Source organism: Streptosporangium canum, assembly GCF_900113865.1.
In the GTDB taxonomy this organism is placed as follows: Bacteria; Actinomycetota; Actinomycetes; order Streptosporangiales; family Streptosporangiaceae; genus Streptosporangium; species Streptosporangium canum.
In genome coordinates, this window is sequence record NZ_FOQY01000027.1 from 44,521 (window position 1) to 61,861 (window position 17,341).

Below are 17,341 nucleotides of genomic sequence, written 5' to 3' on the forward strand. Positions count from 1 at the left end.
CAGCTATTGGGTAAACAGGTGATCGCCCACAGGCCTGGCGACGGGCGTTAGTGGACACTATCCTCGGTACGCTGTCTTCAGCGGGGCGTTAGCTCAATGGTTAGAGCTGCGGACTTTTAATCCGTAGGTTCTGGGTTCGAGTCCCAGGCGCCCTACCAGCAAAAACACCCCCGGAACGATCATGTTCCGGGGGTGTTTGCCAACGGCTTTGCCAACACGGATGCGAGCGGGCGGCTTTGAGGGCCCGACCTGCACCTATGGCCTGTACGTCACAGCGGCTTGAGGGCGTGAAGCACCCCCAGGAACAGCGCCACCGTTCCGGCGAACGCACCACCGCCGGCGATGAAGCACTGGGAGACGGTTCCTCCGTCGATGGCGACGAGGATGCCTTCGTCTCGCCGACGATGACTCCGATGAGCGCGGCGACGAAGATCAGCAGCGCCCTGATCAACAAGGACATGCCCTGTCTCGGCGTGATCGACCTGCCGTTCCACAACTCCCGCTACAGCGCAGCTGAAGGCCACGGGGCGCACTTCAACGACCGGCAGATCCACACCAGCCAGATCGGCGATCTCGGCTCAGCCGTAGTCGCCATCGGTGACTACGCCATGGGCAGCGACGCCGCCGAGAAGAACCGGTTACGTCTGCCCCTCACTCACGAGCTCGCGGCCCGCGTGCAACGGGTCCGGAGTTCGGCTCGGCCGCGGTCGATCTGGCCTGGGTTGCCGAAGGCAGAATCGACGCCAACATCATGCTCGGCAACAAGCCCTGGGACACCGCCGCCGGAGTCCTCATCGCCCGCGAAGCCGGAGCCGTCGTGGTCGACATGGGCGGCAGCCCGCACGCCATGAACGCCCGAGCCGCGATCGCCGCCAACCCCAAGATTCTGGCCGACCCGGTCGAGCTCATCGCCGAGGCGGACAGGGACGCCAACCGTAGCGAGTAATGTCACACAGGTGTGTACGGCGTCCAGGTGATGACGAACGCGGCAACCAGCAGGAGTGGAAAGACCTGCACCAACGCGATGTCCTTTCGGCGATGCCTCCACGCCACAGCAGCAACCACCAGCAGAATCAAGGCCACGGCCGCCGATAACGTGTAAGCAACAGCGGAACGAAAATTCATTTCCGCCAGCCATTCGGCGGGAGTCGGGTCTCCCCACCCGTCACACCATACGCTGGCTCCATCGCAGAGCCTTCCCTTGAGATAAACACTGCTTCGAATCCACCCCGCCGTCAACAGGAGGAGTGCGTCTCCGATCAGAACCACGCCAACAGACGCGGCTCGCTTAATCGTGGAAACTCCCTCGGCTTCTTGACCCATCATCTTTCGATCCTACGAAAGACATTCCTCCGGCTCCGGGATGATCGCCAAGGGCGTGCTCGTCACTGCCGGCCTGTCGGTGGCTGGGGTACGGGGCCTGATCATCCCGTCTGCCCTCGACCCGAAACAAGCTGAGCGGACCAGGGCCAGGGGTCAAGGTCGTTCGTCCGGTGAGGCGCTCCACCTTGCCCCCTGGCTCTACGCCTGCATCATCCGGGGCCTGTCTCCTGGAGTCGCCCTGCAACGGATCGGCGTCGCCCCTGGCCCTCTGGGCGAGTCCGGATTCGGTGTCGCCGCCTACAGGGGTGGCGGCGGAGCCGTGCTGATCGAATGCGGCTGGGCAGGGATCATCCACGACAGGGCCGACCTGTTGTCCGTGGGCACGGTCGCGGCCTCGGTGTCCGCAACCACCGACAACGACGGCTTCGCCTACTGCGTCGACGGTGACCTGATCACCACGTTCGACCTGTACTCCTATCCCGACCGGAGCGGCTCCGACCCCGACCGGCTCCAGGCGGATGTCGAAGCCCTGGGCGTGGACGTCGATGGCGAGCTGCCCGAGTCTCCCAGTGAGCCGTACAGGGGAGCCGTCCGCCCGCTGGAGCGTCTGCCATACGGTGAGCAGTCCGTTGGTGAAGTCGATGTCCTCCCAGCGGAGCCCGAGGAGTTCACCGCACCGCAGGCCAAGCGTCAACGCGCAGATCCGGAAGGCTTCGAGCCGATCATCTTTGATCACGGCGAGCAGCCGCTTGGCCTCCTCGACCGTGAGCACTTTGGCCTCCTCCCCGCGTAGGGCCGCAGGCGTGACGAGCGTGGCGACGTTCCGATGCACCAGCTCCTCACGATCGTCAGGCGGCGGCTGGTCTCTGTGCGGGGTTGGGGGGCGATCGACGGTCCGGGGTTTCGTCCCTGATGACGGTGTGGGCGCGTTCCCCGGCCCCGACACTGACGCGGAGCTGGATGCCTTCTTCGTTCCGGGATCTTCGAGGTCTCTTGGCTGTGCCTGGTGCCGGTGCCCCAAGCGGGCCGGAGGGGGACAGAAACGCGTTTGACCGATGCATAGCCGATGGGGACGATCAAGAGGTGCACATCGAGTTCTTGAGATTCTCACCCGACGAGGTAGAGCCGCTCGTCGATTTCCTGACCGAAGAAGAATGGCCATACCACGCGGGAACGCAGGACCGGGAGACGGTCAGGCGCCGGGCCGCCGAAGGCCTTTATGGCAGCGATGAGACGAGAACGTTCTGGGTGCTCGCAGACGGCGAGCGCGCGGGGCTGGTCAAGCTACAGGATCTCACCGACGACACTCCCATGTTCGACCTGCGGATACGGCGGGCCTGGCGGGGGCGCGGCATCGGCACGAAGGCGGTGGCCTGGCTGACCGGCTACCTGTTCACCGAGCTGCCGGACATCATGAGGATCGAGGGCACGACTCGCCAGGACAACCACGCGATGCGGGCGATCTTCCGCAAGAGCGGCTATGCGAAGGAGTCGCACTATCGAGAGGCGTGGCCGAGTCCGGATGGCACACGCCATGACTCGATCGGCTATGCGATCCTTCGACGCGACTGGCTTTCCGGGACGGTTACGCCCCCGGACTGGCAGGACGAGCACGGAATTCCAGACAGGTGATCGGTCCGGGCCCCTTGACCGCCACCTCGTAGGAGCCTTCCGATCGGTAAAGCCCCCGGATGGGCCTGGATCCGTCAGGGCACCCGCCATGACCGCGCGCCGGATCCGTGCCAGAACAGGCGGGGAACCCCTGTTGCTCACGGGGACTCACGGTCACTGACCCCGCCCTGACCTGCCCCCCGTTTTCCCAGCTCGAAGCATCCTGATCAGTAGATGATTCCCAAGTTGACAGCGCCTTGGCCGTACAGCCACGACTACAGCCAGGAGGACGAACGAGAGCGGGACTCAGCGAACGTCCACGGACACCGCGTTCCCAGCTCAAAGCCCCGGACCTCGATCGAATCGACGTCTTTCAATCCGTAGGTTCAGGTTCGAGTTTCAGGCGCCTTACCAGCAAGAACACTCCCGGAACAATCATGTTCCGGGAGCGTTCGCCAACGGCTTCGCCAAGTGGTCCGGCTCACCTTGCGGGAAGCCCGCGGGTCGGCCCGCGTCGGCGACATCGACCGCAGGTCCCTCACCGACCTCGGCAACCGTGCCGCGGATCTGAACCGAGTGCCGTGCCGGCGCTACCGGCGTGAAACCCCGCCGAGGAGCTTCACGAGCGACTCATCACAGCCCGCCGAGCGCCTACATCACGTCGCCCTGAACCACTGGACCGGCTACCGCACCGATCGGATTCAGAAAGACCGCTGAGACCCTTCAGTGGGAACCGTCAACCAGATGCCGCCCAGGAAGAACCCGAGCCCTGCCATGATCAGCACCATGGAAAAGTCAGGTGCCCGGTCCATGAGCACTTGGCTCAGTACGATAGAAAACGCAAACGTCGACATCAGAATCTGCCCCGCCCCGTACCGGCGAGGGTCAAGACGGTCACGCCCGACGACAGGTAGCCGAGGAAGTCGGCCGGCCAACAGAGCGTAGAGGCCCAGCGCGGCGTTTCCGCAGCCCATTGTCAACAGGAACGCCTGCCCAATCGCTAACGTCGAGCTCATTCAGACAGCTCCTGGGTCATGTGGCCGAAGGAACAGATCGGTTTTCCAAGGCCAGTCTGCCGAACTGTTCTTACAGGTATCAAAGCGGCGGCGCACCCCGGCCCTCCGCCCGCCCGCCGTCCGGGCGTTCGACAGGTTACGAGCGGAGAGTGTGCCGCTGCCCCTCTCTATGATCATCTCCCGGCCAGGCAGGCAGAACAAGACTGTTTCTTCGGCCTGTACAGCTGTCAGGCTGTAACCGTGAACGCTACAGGTAGTGAGGTTTGGGATCCGTTCGGCACTTTGCACAGCGCCCTATGGATCGGAGGTGGCCAATGGGCCGGCAAATCCACCGTCGCCAGGCTGCTGGCCACCCGATACGGGCTGACCGCGTACCACTACGACTATCACGACGCGCGTGCACACAATGACCGTCGGATCGCACGTCGAGCGCGACTTGGCGAGCCCGTCGCAGATCCCGACCCGGACAGCGTCTGGGTGAACACCAGCCCTCAAGAGATGGCTGACGAGACCCTGGCCGGCTTCCCCACGCGGTTCGAGTGGGCTCTGGACGACCTGCGCGGCCTGGTATCGGGGCGACCCATCATCGCCGAAGGCTGGGGACTCCGTCCCGAACTGGTCGCCCCCATCATCGACTCACCCCGTCGAATGATCGTGATGGTGCCGAGCGAGGGATTCCGTGAGCGTCAGTTCCGCGAGCTGCCCCGTGCCGCCGCCGTCAATCACGCGGTCAGCGACCCTGATCGAGCACAGCGCAACCGACTCGCCCGAGACCGCCTCGTCGCCGACGAGGCCGTCCGCTCCGCTCGTCGCCTGAGCATACGAGTCCTTGAGGTTGACGGGCTCGACGATGCGGAGGCCGTGGCAGACATCGTGGTCGACCACTTCAGCTCCTATCTGCCGCTGTCGAACATCTACAGGCCTTGACCACGCGGCTGATCGTCGCACTCATGCTGAGCTCCACGGACGCCACCGATGACCCGTCTCAGAGTTGCAGCTCGCATGTAGGACACAGGGCCATCCTGACAGGAGGGAGACGGGCCGGGTTGCCGAGAGCTTCGGCTGTGAAGCCCGATCCCGAGATCCGCCCTCGGACTCCACCCATGCCATGCCCATGACGTCCCAGTCAGGGACGATCATCCGAAGCGTTCCGGTGATCCCCGCGGCGCGGACGTCCCGCTCCACGACCTTCAGTGCCTCCTCCAGCGGCACCAGCAGGTCCGGTTCCAGAGCGAAGGTCGGCCCGAAGCCGATCTCGTCGAGAAGGGCCTCGCCCAGCCGGGCCAGGTCGGCGGCCGTCAACTCGGTAGCGAGACGTTCGAGGAGTTCCCGCGTGACAGGACTGGGCGCGCCCCACTCCTTCATCAGGCAAGCCAGATCGACGAGGGGGTCGGCGTCGAGACCACCGTCGCGCAACGCTGTGTAGATGCGGACGCCCAACTCGTCGACGGCCTGGCAGAGCTCATCGGCCTGCTCGTAGGGATGCATAGCGAACCCCGGCGCGCAGACATCGGGCAGGGCCAGTGAGAGCCGTGTGGGTCAGGCCGGTCCTGGCGTGTGGCAGGACTCCGGACCGCCATCGCACGCACGCCGCGCCGGCCAGGCTCTACTCGCCGGTACGGTACGCGCCGACGCCTCGCTACGGCGTTTACCAGCTCTTCGGTCTTGGGGGAGAATTCACCCTCAAGACCGAAGAGCCTACGTACGCGTCCGTGCGATGGACAAGCTGACACCGCTGATGTCATCGGACACGTCTGCTTCGGACACCTGCGAATCGACCGGCCGCTCGGCAACACAACGGCCGGTGTGATCGTGATCGCCCACCGCCACAGCGCCGGTGAGGTCCGGACACGACTCGTCGCTGACACCACGCTCAACGTGAAAATCTTTGAAGTACCGATCCAAGGGAGTCGGGTGCGTTCGTCAACCCTTGGCCGATGCTCGCCTGGGCCAAGCCAGCCCGCAGGAGACCAGGCTCGGAAGGATCTGTGCGAGGTCAGGCGCTCTGATCAGCCGCAATGACTCCAAGGCGAGCCCCATTGCGTGCTGCCGTATATGCCGCCCCAAGCGATGCACTCCCCTCTAGCGGAGACCTTCACCGGGCCGGCGTAAGTGGAGTAATTACCCGAGTCGGTCAACAAGTTGCCCCCCCTTTTCAAAACCTCGGCGAGGACGAAGGTGCTGTTGGGGCTGTCCTTCCAGGTGACCACGCAGTTGGTGGTGCCGTTGTACAGCAGGTAGACGGTGGCCTTGCCCAGGTCGTGCTTGTCGATCACGTGGTAGGAGCCGCCGCCGCAGGCCGCGACTGGCGACGATGCCGCCATCGCCGGGCTGCCGGCGGCGAAGGTTCCGGCGAGCGCGGCCACAGTGGCGACTGCGAGCGCGGCTCCCTGCTTGAATCTGCGCACAGAAAATCTCCTGAGGGGTGGTAGTCCGGCGAAGCGCGATCATCTACAGCCGCGTAACCCGCCGGTCGGCAGGCGTCACGGTACGCACACCCCTGTGGTGACGCCATGACAGAAGACGACCGGGCGGGCCGGATCCGTGGCAGAGGTCGTCGAGCTCCACAGTCTCCGGGCGGCCGCACGTGATCACTTACATGCATGTTATACATTCACGTTATGTACTCGTCAAGGCTACGTAAAACCTTGTCCTCATTGGCCGTCCTGTCTGTACAAAACATCCGTTCGCGCAGGTGAGACCCACTGATCCCTGCCGTTTGAACCCAGAGGTGTCGTTCTCCCGTGGGCCCATCTCCCTGGTCGCGATCATCTCTCGCAGAGTCGATCATCAGGGGAGGCCCGGCTCCGGGATGGTGATCGGGTCGGAGCGCCGGCCGTACCACCACAGTCCACACGATCGCCACGTCATGGCCGGCCGCCGTACGGGATTGGGATTCGAACCGCTCAGGAGCAAGCCGTTGGGCGATCTGTTCCTTGTCGATGGCCTTCTCGGACGGACCGCCGGTCTTCCCGGCCCCCGGCCGGCGCCGTCAGGAGGTGGACGCACCGTACCGAGGCGGCATTTCCAGCCACCCGGACAGAGGCCTCGCCTACTGTCGGAGACATGACAGCCGTCCATGACTTGGAAGTCATCGAGTCTTGACTATTGCTCGCTCTGTCGCTGTTTCCGCCCTGGGGACTTGTCGTTCTCAGGGCAGAGGCAGACACTCGACCAAGGTCCGAGATCCGAAAATCGCGGAGGTCCAATGAGCAGGGTTCATTTAGTCATCACGGCCGGAATCGCTGCCACTCTGGTGGGACTCTTCATCGGGTTCTCGCCCATCCACCACTCCGACGACAACACATGCGGGAGCGCGTTCGTTCCGGACAGCTGGTTCCAGTGCCCGGACGAGCAGAGCAGTCAGCGCCTGCTCGCATTCGTCTTTCTCATTCCCGGAGGCGTTCTACTCGTCAGTGGGCTGCTCAGCAGGGGGAAAAAGGGCGACTGAGGGGACGGCCAGGGCTATGTCCGGAGCCCCGCGAGCCGGCCGACCTCTTCGAACACGCCGTCGGCGCGAAGACCCGTTCATGACCGTCGAAGGCCCTCCCCCGGCGCCGGATCGACGGCTCCCTCTGGCGAAGGCACGTGCCCGCCGGTTCGCAGCGGTTCGCCGAGCGACCGCCTCCCCCTGATCATCTGAGGTAAAGCCGGGGTAGATCGATAACTATCATCCTGCTATGTCGAACCACGGGGTAGCGCGAATGATCATGGCGGGATGCCTGGCGGGGGCTCTGACGGGATGCGGGGTGCTCGGCGAGCTGACGGCCGACCAGGCAGTGATCACCGCGAGCCAGCCGTTCCGGGGGTCGCCCGCGGAGAAATTCGCCGAAGGGATCGACGGCATCGTCGTTCCCGAGGCGCGACCGGTGCAGCGCTTCTCCGCCGGGGACGTACGATCGGCGTTCCTGACCAGCAGGCGGATGCTGAGGGCCGCCCACCTCGACGGGCAGACCCTGCTCGGCGGCAGGCCGGACGCCTTCGCGAAGCAGCTCGACCCCCAGCAGCGGAAGGACTTCCTGCGGAACCTGGACCACAAGGACCAGGACAAGAACAGCCGCGCCTGGGTAACCAGCTTCGCCCCCGGTTCGGCCGAACTGGTCGGCGACGTGGTCAAAGTACGGGGAAAACTGGCCGCCGAGTCGGGCGCGGACGAGGACGGCCGGCCCGAGCTGTGGGTGAACTACGAGGCGCGGTTCGTCTACGCGCTCCGGCCGGCGGGCAAGGACAGCCCCATCGTCCGGGTGATGGTCCTCGTCAAGGCGCGGCACGAGTTCTGGCGGGACGAGCCGGGTGCCCGGCTGCGCAACTGGGACGGCGAGAGCACCGAGTTCTGGTCGGCCGGAACGGAGTGCGACTCTCCGGACGGGTTCCTCCGGCCCGACTACAGCGGAGAGGGAGGCGGGGGCGGCCGGGTGGACGACGCCTACGACGACAAGGCCGCTCCGCTCAAGGAAGGCGAGTGCGGGACGGTCGACGAGATCTGACCCCGTTCCACCCCGTGGTACGGCCGACGCCACGGACCTCGGCGCACCTGACACCGCCGACCGCGCCACGGACCTCGGCGCACCTGACACCGCCGACCGCGCCACGGACCTCGGCGCACCTGACACCGCCGACCGCGGTACGGCCGACGCCACGGACCGTTGGAGGCGGGGTCACCGGTCCGTGGCGGGGAAGTCGCGCTGCCGGGCGGCCTCGTACAGCACGAGGGTGCCGGCCGAGGCGGCGTTGAGCGAGCTGGCGGCGCCCCCCATCGGGATCCGCACGACCTCGTCGCACATCTCACGCCAGCGTGCGCTCATGCCCGCGGTCTCGTTGCCGACCACCAGCAGGGTGGGAACGGTGAGATCGCATCCGGAGATCGGCGTCGAGCCGCTCTCGTCGGTGCCCACGATCCTGATCGGCAGCCCCCTGTCGCGCTGCGCGCCGACCCAGTCGAGCACGTCCTCCGGCGAGGGCCGGCGCACCACCGGCAGGCTGAACAGCGATCCGGTGCTCGCCCGCACCGACTTGGGGTCGTAGACGTCGGCGGCGTGACCGGTCACGATCAGGCCCGCGGCGCCGAAGGCGTCGGCCGAACGCACCAGCGTGCCGATGTTGCCGGGGTTGCCGGGGCGGTCGAAGGCCACCCCCAGGAAGCCCGGCCCCGGCCGCAGCCGGTCGAGGTCGTCGGGGAGCAGCGCGCCGACCGCGATCAGCTCGGGCGCGTCCGACTCCCGCTCGCCCAGCTCATGCAGCAGCTCCGGGGCGACCTCGGCGAGCGGGACGCCGCTGTCGTCGATCAGGCGCCGCGCCCACTCCGACAACCGCTGGCCGGCCGGATACAGCAGGGTGCGCAGCGGCCAGCCGTGCTCGACGGCCAGCGTGATGGGCCGCACGCCGTGGATGAGGAACTCCCCGGTGCGCTGGCGCTTGGTGCGGTTGGTCAGCAGCGCCTGCCACTGCTGGAAGAGCGCGTTGCGGGCGGTGACCCTCGGCACCCGTCCGGGCCGGGTGGCCCGGACGGGAGGCGACGCGGCCACGAGGGGCCCGCGCGTCCTGGCGCGGCTGCTCCGCTTCGCTCCGCTGTCGTGTTCTCTGCCCGGCACGGGACAAGGCTAACAGCCAGGCCCCACCTCGGATCTTGATCAGCCGACGCCGGCCGGACACGCATGTCTCCTCCTCCCTACCTTGCCCTCCCTACCTTGAACTGCCGCCGAGCGACCGGATCGCCGGAGAGCTCACCGGCACCGCCGGTCCGGCACGCCGGCGCCCACCCGGCGAACCGCCCAGGAGAGGACCGTCCGTTGAAGGAGATGCCCTTTTATCCCCGCAGAAACAAGATCGAATAGATAGCGTGACGTCGGTGGGCATGCCACCGGACACGGGCGATCCGCCCCGGGCGGGAGTGGAGCAGGGATGACGGCGACCGTGGACTCATCGGATTCATCGACCTTCGACGCGCTCTGCCCTCTGGTGGGGGTGGAGGAGGAGTACCTGGTCGTCGACCCGTCGACGCGGGCGGTGGCGCCGGAGGCGGCCGCGGTGCTGGAGCGCGCCGCCGAGCTGGGCGAGCAGGTGAGCACGGAGATCACCAGGTTCCAGGTGGAGGCCAAGACGCCGCCGTGCGCCGACATCTCCGAGCTGGAGGGGCGGCTACGGCGGATGCGGTCGGCGATGGCCGCCGCGGCCCGGACCGGAGGGCTGGCGGTGATCGCCTCGGGCACGCCGGTGCTGGGCGAGATCGTCCCGCCGCCGATCACCGACCATCCGCGCTACGAGGTGGGGATCGGCACCTACCGGGCGCTCCACGACGAGCAGAGCATCTGCGCGGGACACGTCCATGTGCACCTGCCCGACCGCGAGCGGGCGGTGCTGGTGAGCAACCACCTGCGGCCGTGGTTGCCGGTGCTCATCGCGCTGATGGCCAACTCCCCGTTCTGGGCGGGCCGTGACACCGGATACGCGAGCTGGCGGACGCTGAGCTGGGGGAAGTGGCCGGTGGCCGGGCCGCCGCCGTACTTCGCCTCCCTGGCCGAGTTCGAGGAGCTGACCGGCACGCTGACCGAGGCCGGAGTGCTGGTGGACCCGGGGACGATCTTCTGGGACATCCGCCCCTCGGCGCGGCTGCCGACGCTGGAGATCCGGGTGACCGACGTGCCGGCCACCGCCGAGGAGTCCGCGCTGCTCGCGGCCGTGGTGCGGGCACTGGTGGTGGTGTCGCTGGAGCGGGTGGACGCCGGTGATCCCGGCCCGCGCCTGTCGGCCGAGCTGCTACGGGCGGCCTACTGGCAGGCGGCCCGTGACGGCTTGGAGGGGCGGGGCATCGACCCGCTCACCGGCCGCCTGGTCCCCGCCACCGAGCTGTGCGAGGCGCTGCTGCGGCACATCGGCCCGTCCCTGGAGCGGACCGGCGACCTGGAGACGGTGACCGTACGGCTGAAGCGGCTGCGCGCCGCCGGCAGCGGGGCGGCGCGTCAGCGGGCGGCCCACGATCGCCGTGGGCGGCCCGCCGACGTGGTCGACCATCTGATCGAGCGTCTGGTGGATCAGGACGGCTCGGGGATGTGGGGCTGAGCGGAGTCCGGCGCGTCCGCCGGAGGCGCGAGCCGGGAGGTCAGGAAGGCGCGTAGCGGCTGCACGTGCCGGACCGGGTGACGCCACACCGCGAGCAGGTCCTCCAGCAGATGCTGTTCGGCGACCATCTCGCGATGGCTCCAGGCCCGGACGACGGGATGGAGGAAGGCGCTCTCGTGCGCCCGGTCGGGGGTCGGGTGCCGCTGGATGGCGAACACGTCACCGTAGTCGCCGCGCCCCCACCGCAGGGTGAGGGTGAAGTACAGGGGATGCTCCGCGAACCGGTCGACCGCGTAGTCCTCCGGCAGGTCCGCGTAGTGAAGGATCCGGCCGGTGGCCTGGTCGACCACGTACACGTCGCACAGGTATTCGAACTGGGTCCACAGCGCCGAGCTGTAGTTCACCCGCTCCAGCATGGTCGCGGTCAGCTGGTCGGCGTCGACCGGCAGCAGCCGGTGGTCGAGCGGGGCCTGTCCGTAGCGTTCGTCGAGCAGGCGGGCCAGGGTGCGCAGGTTGTAGCGGAACCCGTCGATGAACGCCGAGGACGCGCCCTTGAAGTCGCGGCCCTGCATCAGGGTGCCGGCGAAGTACAGGCCATCGACGTTCGTCGACTGGAAGTCGGGGCCGATCGCCGGGATCCGTCCGTTCGGGGCGAGTTCGGGCCGGCAGGAGTCGTCGAAGAGGGCGGTGTCCATGGTGAAGCCGGTGCAGCGCAGCACCACGTCGTACTCCAGCAGCGCCTGCTCGCCCTCGGCGAGAGTGTAGGTGATCTCCGCCTTGAACCGGTCGCCCTCGCGCCAGAGCCGGTCGATCTGGCATTCCAGCACGCCGTGCAGGGTCTTGAACCAGTAGCTGTCCAGCAGCGCGCCGTACTGGCCGCGCACGTCGCCGGGGTGTTTGCTCGTCCACGCGAACCGGACCGGACGCGGGCTGGCCAGGTGGACGACGGAGGCGTGACCGAGGATGGCCTGGGCGGTCTCGAACGCCGAGTTGCCCTTGCCGATGATCAGCACCCGCTTGTCGGTGAAATCCTCCGGGGCGGTCGACATGTCCTCATACCCGACGGCCAGCTCGATCCCCGGGATGCCGGGGATGTTGGGTCCGCCCCAGCCGGTCGCCATGATCAGGCATTCGGCGCGGAACACCTCGCCCGCGGTGTGCACGACGAAGACCCCGTCCACCTTCTCGACCCGGTCGACGGCGGTGGAGAAGCGCACGTTGAGCGCGTGCTCCCGCTGGAAGTCGGCCAGGTAGCGCAGCAGGTCGTCCGGGGACGGGAAGTACTCCTGCGAGTAGCGGGGGAACAGCAGGCCGGGCGCGTCGTTGAGCAGGGAGTTCCAGTCCCAGCGCAGGGCGATCTCCGGGTCCTTCTCGCCGGTGTGGACCTTGTTCAGCGAGATCAGCCTGCGGTGGCGCGGGTAGTGGCGGAAGAAGCCCCCCGGCTCGGCCTCCCGCTCCAGGGTGAGGTAGTCGGCGCCGGCCCGCTGCAGGAAGTAGCTGATCTGCAGACCGCCGGGCCCGGCGCCGATGATCAGGTAGCGGTGGATGTGCTCGCCGGATCCCGTCGTCGTCATCGGCCCTGACGCTCCGTCCCGGCCGGCAGGTCCATGTGGCCGGCGGTGCCGGACGCGTCGGTGGTCAGAGCGGTGCGGGGCAAGGGCACTCCTCGTGCGGTTGAAGACGTGGGGCGCCGCACGCGCGGCGTGGGCGGTCCCGTCCGTCCGGTCGGACGTCCCGGGCGCGGTGGCCGGTGCGCCCCGCGGGGGCGCCGTCGGCTCCCGCCCCGCGGGGCAACGGTCTCAGGAGATCACATCGTTCAGGCCGCGGCAGTGGCACAGCGGCAAGTCATGGCTGCCCGTTCGGTCTTATTCGGCCTGCGGTGCAGCCACATGGCGACCACCATGGGCGCGAACACGATCGCGTTGTAGAACAGGTGCAGCTCGACGCGGGGCACCAGGAGCTGGATCATGCTGGTCGGCACCGGCTTGCCCATCAGGTGGAGCCCGGTGAGTGCCTGGCCGAGCAGCAGCAGATGCTCCAGGTGGTGCCAGGCCTGGATGCCCAGGGAGATGTTCCACCAGGTGCGGGCGCGACCGGTGAAGCCCTTCCGGAGCAGGATCAGCCCGGCGAGCATGACCAGCGCGTAGCCGTAGTGCATCCACTCGGATGTCACCAGCCACGGGAACGGCAGCCCCAGCACGCCGCGCGCCTCCGGGACCGGCCAGCCCATGACGTAGATCTGTACGGCCTGCGTCACGTGCTCGGCCCAGTGTGCCAGCACGATCACCAGGAAGGCGTTCACCCCGATCCGGTGGTAGTCGGTGTTCATCGAACTGATCAGACCTGGTCTGGCCGGTAACGCACCTGAGTGGCTCGCCATGGGTGTCCTTCACGGTGGTCGGGTCCGCCGGGTGGTCGGCGTGTGTTCTTCTCGGCGCCTCTCGAGGGCACAGGCGTACGTTCCCCGATGCGGATCCTCAGCTCTGGCGTTGCGATTCGGCGAGCAACGCCAGGTAACCGTCCGAGACGATCCGCTGTGCCCGTGCGGTGTAGGAGGCCGGGTCGTCGGGGGCGATCGTGGCCAGGCCGTCGACGTAGCGGTTGTACATGCAGAACGCCGCCGCGATCAGCACCGTGTCGTGGATCTCCAGATCCGTCGCGCCCGTCTCGCGTGCGGCGGCGATCTCCTGCTCGGAGACCTTCTGCCCGCTCTGCTGGACCGCGGCCGCGATGGCCAGCAGTGCTCTCAGCTTCTCCGAGACCGGCGCGGCCCCGAGATCGGCACGGACCTGCTCCACCAGCGCCATCCCCTCGGGAAGCTGCGCGGCCGCGTAGGCGGCGTGCGAGGAGAAGCAGTATCGGCACTCGTTCAGCGCCGACACGTACGCGGCGATCAGCTCCCGCTCCCCGCGCGACAGGGTGCTCTCCTGCCGGAGCAGCACCTCCACCAGCTCGTTCAGTGGACGGGCGGTCTCCGGGCGGAACATGAACAGGCCGCGGATCCCCGGCGCGTCCGAGTTAAGCGTGATGTGGGGCATAAAGGTTCCCTTACCGGCGAGATGAAGGCATCTTCCACGCCGCCTTAGCGCACAAATCATCCGACAAATGCTCATGATCGCTACAACGGCGCATGGCTGTCAACGGCCCCTTTTCGGACATCACATTATTTGGTATGAAAGAGCCATTAACTGCCCCGGCCGCGGCCATATGGCCTCACGGTACGCGTGTCCCCTGACTGTCCCAGTCACGGCCATATGGCCTCACGGTAAGTGTGTCCTCACTCCCTTGTCCGCTCGTGCTGGCCAAGCTAGCGTCACCAATGCGCGCAAATACCCATCAGCTATCGCAAGGAGGACATTCGTGTCTGAAGACCCCAAAATCACCCTTGCCCGTGACAGCTACGACGCGCTCGCCAAGGGAGACTTGGATCACGTCCGTGACAACCTGCTCGCCGACGAGGTTGTCTTCCATGTTCCGGGCCGAGGCCCGCTGGCCGGTGAATATCACGGGAAAGACCAGGTGCTGGGCTATCTCGCGAAGTTCACCGAAATGACCGACGGTTCGGTCCGCTTCGAGCCCGATTCCATCATCCCCGGCGAGGACCGCACCGTGGTGACGGTACGCGTCCACGGAGAGCGCGCGGGCCGGCAGCTGGACGACCGCGGTGTCCACGTGTTCCGCATCACCGACGGAAAGATCAGCGAGCGCTGGAGCTACCCGCAGGACCTTTACAACATCGACGCGTTCTTCGAGTAAACAGGATGCGCCATTCCCACCCCATCTCGGTGACCATTCGGCGCTGATACCGGCTATCGGTCGATCACAGCAGGCCCTACCGCCAGTCGGCTGTTTTCCGCACAATCCGATCTGCGCCGAGAACCTCCGTGGTGGTTGGGCCTGCCACACAGCCGGCATATCCTCTCCGGCTCTCCTCCGTTCTCCTCCGGCTCTCCTCCGTTCCTCTCCGGCTCTTTCCCGGTCTCCGTCCCGGATGCGGGCGCGCGCACCCGCCGGCGCCGCCGTCAGCCCTGGCTCAGCGAGTCGGTCAGCACCGCCAGATACCCGTCGCTCCGCTGAGCGCGCACGGCGTAGTGCGCGGGGTCGTCGGAGGCGATCGTGCCCAGGCCGTCGACGTAGCGGTTGTACATGCAGAACGCCGCCGCGATCAGCACCGTGTCGTGGATCTCCAGATCCGTTGCACCCGCCTCCCGGGCGGCGTCGACGTCCGCCCTGGAGACCTGCTTGCCGCCCTGCTGGACCGCGGCCGCGATGGCCAGCAACGCCCTCAGCTTCTCCGAGACCGGCGCCGCGTCCAGATCCGCGCGGACCTGCTCCACCAGCGTCATCCCCTCGGGAAGATGCGCGGCCGCGATGGCCGCGTGCGTGAAGAAACAGAACCTGCACTCGTTCAGCGCCGAAACATATGTGGCGATCAGCTCCCGCTCCCCGCGCGACAGGGAGTTCTCCCGGAACAGCAGCACCTCCACCAGCCCGTTCAGCGGGAAAGCCGCCTCCGGCCGGAATTTGAACAGGCCGCGGATTCCGGGGTCGTCGGAGTTGAGAGCGATGTGCGGCGTGGACGCCCCCTCATGGTTGAACTGTCCCGGACGGGTGCGGTCCGCCCATTCCACATCGCAGGAGGGGGCGCGGGAAGAAAGGATGTCCGACAGTTTTTCGGTGACATTCGGGCGGGTCGGATAGGCGAGTGCGTTCGTCATCTCTTGACTCCTTTGCAGAGCTGTCCATATGTCCTCGTACAAATAACTCTGCGTTCTCCGCGCCCCGTGAACCAGCCGGTTCGAAGTCATCAAGCTGCCCGTCGGAAACCACTTCCTGCCAGCCCGGAATTTGACAGGGGCGGGCACGGTGGGGATGTCCCCGCCTCGGCGAGCACGCGCGGCGGGACGCCGGCCCGGTGCGCCACGCGGACGAAGGCCACCCGGCAAGGGGTGTCGCGGGGGCAGCGGCGCCGGTCGCCCACGGTCCCGCGGCCGGGGTCGCCGTGCGGCGGGGATTCGATCACGGCTCCGGCGGTCCTGATCGCTGCCCTCTCCCGCGTCCGGCGGACGCCCCCGTCCGTCACCGAGGTGGCGTACTGGTCAGCCTGACGAGGGTCGTGGTGACGAGCAGGATCGCGCCGAAAGCCGCGACCAGCCGGGGCGGTCCACTGAACACACGGCGGAAGACCAGCGGTGCCCGTCTCCGTCCGGAACCCGGCTTCCGTGCATTCATCGCGCCCCGATGTACGCACGTTCCGGGGAATCAGAGCTACGGGCAAGTTTGCGGCGAATACGGTGATAAATCCGATATATCGCGGCAACGGCAACGTGATATTGAAATCGTGACATTAGCCGGTCAACGGCCCCGGCCCGCCCCGGACCCGCTCTTTGGAGATCACCCGCAGGTACGCCGGAGCGTTCTTCGACCGGCAGGCCGCCCCGGCCGCCGCCTCCTGGGAACCGCCGGCGCCCGCCCGGTGAACGCTCCCGGCGACGAAAGGCTCCACCCCTTCCGGGAGGCGGTCGCGGCCCCGCTGTACCGGGCGCTGCCCGCCGTGTTCGTGCTCGACCGGGCGGTGCTGGAGGGGCAGCCGCTGCTGGCCGGCACGCTGCGGGGGCTGACCTGCGAGTGGGCGGACGGCGGCCCTCTCACGGGCGTAACGCCGCGGGTCGCGAGGATCAGCCGGCGGCGCGCCCGCGAGCAGGACGCCCCCATGCCCGCGCCGCGGCTCCGTGAGCGCCACCGGGGCCGCTACCGGGTGGCGGTCTGCGGGGGACGGCCGTGAGCGTCACCGGGTGGCGGCGTCCCGGTAGGTGTTCCGGACGATCAGCAACCGGTCGAGGATGAACCGGGACGGCTCGGCGGCGCGCACGCGCCGACCTCGGTCGGACCAGAACGCACGCTCGGGCACCTCGTCCTCCCCGGGGGGGATGAACTTGATCACCTCCTCGACCGCCGCCGCCGCGATCGTCAGCGCCTGCTCCGCCGCACGCGGCTCGTCGGCCGGAACGCTGCCCGCCGTCAGGTCGGCCACCCACATCCACTCCCCGGCGTCCAGCAACCGCGACGGCTCCGGACCGCCGAAGGTGGGGAAACGTACGGGCGGCACCTCGCGCTCCGGCAGGCCGAACAGGAACTCCCGCTCCGCGTCGCAGCCCGGGCACGTGCCGGAGTAACGGGCGACGGGCTCTCCGTCGACGCTCCCCGGCACGCTCTCCCAGACCGTGTCGGCCGAACCGCACGAGCACGGGTGCAGGTCGAGGTAGAGGTGCGCCTCGTCCCCGCTGCGCGTCACCGGAAACGGCATGGCGATCCCCTCTCCCGGCCGGCTC

General features: G+C 67.7%; 17 protein-coding genes, 1 tRNA gene and 2 pseudogenes. 11 read left to right on the forward strand and 9 right to left on the reverse strand.

Features of this window, described 5'->3' with window-relative positions; translation table 11 throughout:
• Positions 1 to 82 precede the first annotated feature (82 nt).
• The 3 genes and pseudogenes from BM085_RS30690 to BM085_RS47525 all read left to right on the forward strand — a co-directional run.
• Positions 83 to 158 (forward strand) — tRNA-Lys (locus BM085_RS30690).
• A 255-nt stretch (positions 159 to 413) separates the two neighbouring features.
• Positions 414 to 581 (forward strand): annotated as a pseudogene (locus BM085_RS47520) (inositol monophosphatase family protein); the annotation flags it as partial.
• Between the two features lie 155 nt (positions 582 to 736).
• Positions 737 to 832, forward strand: a pseudogene (locus BM085_RS47525) (inositol monophosphatase family protein); the annotation flags it as partial.
• 116 nt (positions 833 to 948) lie between these two features.
• Here the strand turns inward: BM085_RS47525 and BM085_RS43550 are convergent.
• Entirely contained in the window at positions 949 to 1,326 is a 378-nt protein-coding gene (locus BM085_RS43550; protein WP_143121132.1) for a hypothetical protein, read from the reverse strand.
• Positions 1,327 to 1,363: 37 nt separating this feature from the next.
• Here BM085_RS43550 and BM085_RS44770 point away from each other — a divergent pair, with 37 nt between their 5' ends.
• The 3 genes from BM085_RS44770 to BM085_RS30715 all read left to right on the forward strand — a co-directional run bounded on the left by BM085_RS44770 (position 1,364) and on the right by BM085_RS30715 (position 4,877).
• Positions 1,364 to 2,116, forward strand: a complete 753-nt coding sequence (locus BM085_RS44770) for a DUF6461 domain-containing protein (protein WP_177245358.1) — start codon at positions 1,364 to 1,366, stop codon at positions 2,114 to 2,116.
• Between the two features lie 290 nt (positions 2,117 to 2,406).
• Positions 2,407 to 2,955, forward strand: a complete 549-nt coding sequence (locus BM085_RS30705; RefSeq protein ID WP_093890344.1) for a GNAT family N-acetyltransferase — start codon at positions 2,407 to 2,409, stop codon at positions 2,953 to 2,955.
• A gap of 1,235 nt (positions 2,956 to 4,190) precedes the next feature.
• Positions 4,191 to 4,877, forward strand: a complete 687-nt coding sequence (locus BM085_RS30715) for a hypothetical protein (protein WP_093890346.1) — start codon at positions 4,191 to 4,193, stop codon at positions 4,875 to 4,877.
• 21 nt (positions 4,878 to 4,898) lie between these two features.
• Here the strand turns inward: BM085_RS30715 and BM085_RS30720 are convergent, their stop codons facing one another.
• Positions 4,899 to 5,438 (reverse strand): hypothetical protein, encoded by a 540-nt coding sequence (locus tag BM085_RS30720; protein WP_093890347.1) that lies wholly within the window; start codon positions 5,436 to 5,438, stop codon positions 4,899 to 4,901.
• A gap of 521 nt (positions 5,439 to 5,959) precedes the next feature.
• Complete coding sequence (locus tag BM085_RS30725) at positions 5,960 to 6,358, reverse strand: hypothetical protein (protein WP_093890348.1); 399 nt, start codon at positions 6,356 to 6,358, stop codon at positions 5,960 to 5,962.
• A gap of 800 nt (positions 6,359 to 7,158) precedes the next feature.
• Here BM085_RS30725 and BM085_RS30730 point away from each other — a divergent pair.
• Positions 7,159 to 7,401, forward strand: a complete 243-nt coding sequence (locus BM085_RS30730) for a hypothetical protein (protein WP_093890349.1) — start codon at positions 7,159 to 7,161, stop codon at positions 7,399 to 7,401.
• A gap of 229 nt (positions 7,402 to 7,630) precedes the next feature.
• A complete protein-coding gene (locus BM085_RS30735; RefSeq protein ID WP_143121133.1) occupies positions 7,631 to 8,437 on the forward strand; it encodes a hypothetical protein in 807 nt (268 codons plus the stop codon).
• Positions 8,438 to 8,608: 171 nt separating this feature from the next.
• Here BM085_RS30735 and BM085_RS30740 read toward each other — a convergent pair whose 3' ends face one another.
• Positions 8,609 to 9,541, reverse strand: a complete 933-nt coding sequence (locus BM085_RS30740) for a TrmH family RNA methyltransferase (RefSeq protein ID WP_245789789.1) — start codon at positions 9,539 to 9,541, stop codon at positions 8,609 to 8,611.
• Positions 9,542 to 9,851: 310 nt separating this feature from the next.
• Between BM085_RS30740 and BM085_RS30745 the strand changes: the two genes are divergently transcribed.
• Positions 9,852 to 11,009, forward strand: a complete 1,158-nt coding sequence (locus BM085_RS30745; RefSeq protein ID WP_093890351.1) for a carboxylate-amine ligase — start codon at positions 9,852 to 9,854, stop codon at positions 11,007 to 11,009.
• On the opposite strand, the gene BM085_RS30750 is transcribed toward BM085_RS30745, so the two are convergent.
• The 3 genes from BM085_RS30750 to BM085_RS30760 all read right to left on the reverse strand — a co-directional run bounded on the left by BM085_RS30750 (position 10,982) and on the right by BM085_RS30760 (position 14,047).
• A complete protein-coding gene (locus BM085_RS30750; protein ID WP_093890352.1) occupies positions 10,982 to 12,583 on the reverse strand; it encodes an NAD(P)-binding domain-containing protein in 1,602 nt (533 codons plus the stop codon). The two genes, BM085_RS30745 and BM085_RS30750, sit on opposite strands and share 28 nt — an antisense overlap.
• 242 nt (positions 12,584 to 12,825) lie before the next feature.
• Positions 12,826 to 13,338 (reverse strand): hypothetical protein, encoded by a 513-nt coding sequence (locus tag BM085_RS30755; RefSeq protein ID WP_245789790.1) that lies wholly within the window; start codon positions 13,336 to 13,338, stop codon positions 12,826 to 12,828.
• Between the two features lie 148 nt (positions 13,339 to 13,486).
• Positions 13,487 to 14,047, reverse strand: coding sequence for a carboxymuconolactone decarboxylase family protein (locus tag BM085_RS30760; protein ID WP_093890354.1), 561 nt, complete (start codon positions 14,045 to 14,047; stop codon positions 13,487 to 13,489).
• Between the two features lie 322 nt (positions 14,048 to 14,369).
• On the opposite strand from BM085_RS30760, the gene BM085_RS44775 reads away from it, so the two are divergent.
• Positions 14,370 to 14,765: a nuclear transport factor 2 family protein gene (locus tag BM085_RS44775; protein ID WP_165781283.1), complete on the forward strand. Its 396-nt coding sequence runs from the start codon at positions 14,370 to 14,372 to the stop codon at positions 14,763 to 14,765.
• Between the two features lie 266 nt (positions 14,766 to 15,031).
• On the opposite strand, the gene BM085_RS30770 is transcribed toward BM085_RS44775, so the two are convergent.
• The gene (locus BM085_RS30770; protein WP_093890356.1) at positions 15,032 to 15,727 is read right to left on the reverse strand and encodes a carboxymuconolactone decarboxylase family protein; all 696 of its coding nucleotides are present in this window, start codon (positions 15,725 to 15,727) and stop codon (positions 15,032 to 15,034) included.
• Between the two features lie 758 nt (positions 15,728 to 16,485).
• On the opposite strand from BM085_RS30770, the gene BM085_RS44780 reads away from it, so the two are divergent.
• Positions 16,486 to 16,794, forward strand: coding sequence for a hypothetical protein (locus BM085_RS44780; protein ID WP_093890357.1), 309 nt, complete (start codon positions 16,486 to 16,488; stop codon positions 16,792 to 16,794).
• Positions 16,795 to 16,797: 3 nt separating this feature from the next.
• On the opposite strand, the gene BM085_RS30780 is transcribed toward BM085_RS44780, so the two are convergent.
• The gene (locus BM085_RS30780) at positions 16,798 to 17,316 is read right to left on the reverse strand and encodes a hypothetical protein (protein WP_093890358.1); all 519 of its coding nucleotides are present in this window, start codon (positions 17,314 to 17,316) and stop codon (positions 16,798 to 16,800) included.
• Between the last annotated feature and the right edge of the window lie 25 nt (positions 17,317 to 17,341).

Bases quoted from the DNA above. Each gene is read 5' to 3' on its own strand.
- BM085_RS43550 (WP_143121132.1), bottom strand. From the start codon at position 1,326: ATGATGGGTCAAGAAGCCGAGGGAGTTTCCACGATTAAGCGAGCCGCG.
- BM085_RS30770 (WP_093890356.1), bottom strand. From the start codon at position 15,727: ATGACGAACGCACTCGCCTATCCGACCCGCCCGAATGTCACCGAAAAA.
- BM085_RS30745 (WP_093890351.1), top strand. From the start codon at position 9,852: ATGACGGCGACCGTGGACTCATCGGATTCATCGACCTTCGACGCGCTC.
- BM085_RS44770 (WP_177245358.1), top strand. From the start codon at position 1,364: ATGATCGCCAAGGGCGTGCTCGTCACTGCCGGCCTGTCGGTGGCTGGG.
- BM085_RS30750 (WP_093890352.1), bottom strand. From the start codon at position 12,583: ATGACGACGACGGGATCCGGCGAGCACATCCACCGCTACCTGATCATC.
- BM085_RS30755 (WP_245789790.1), bottom strand. From the start codon at position 13,338: ATGAACACCGACTACCACCGGATCGGGGTGAACGCCTTCCTGGTGATC.
- BM085_RS30780 (WP_093890358.1), bottom strand. From the start codon at position 17,316: ATGCCGTTTCCGGTGACGCGCAGCGGGGACGAGGCGCACCTCTACCTC.
- BM085_RS30760 (WP_093890354.1), bottom strand. From the start codon at position 14,047: ATGCCCCACATCACGCTTAACTCGGACGCGCCGGGGATCCGCGGCCTG.
- BM085_RS30730 (WP_093890349.1), top strand. From the start codon at position 7,159: ATGAGCAGGGTTCATTTAGTCATCACGGCCGGAATCGCTGCCACTCTG.
- BM085_RS30720 (WP_093890347.1), bottom strand. From the start codon at position 5,438: ATGCATCCCTACGAGCAGGCCGATGAGCTCTGCCAGGCCGTCGACGAG.
- BM085_RS30735 (WP_143121133.1), top strand. From the start codon at position 7,631: ATGTCGAACCACGGGGTAGCGCGAATGATCATGGCGGGATGCCTGGCG.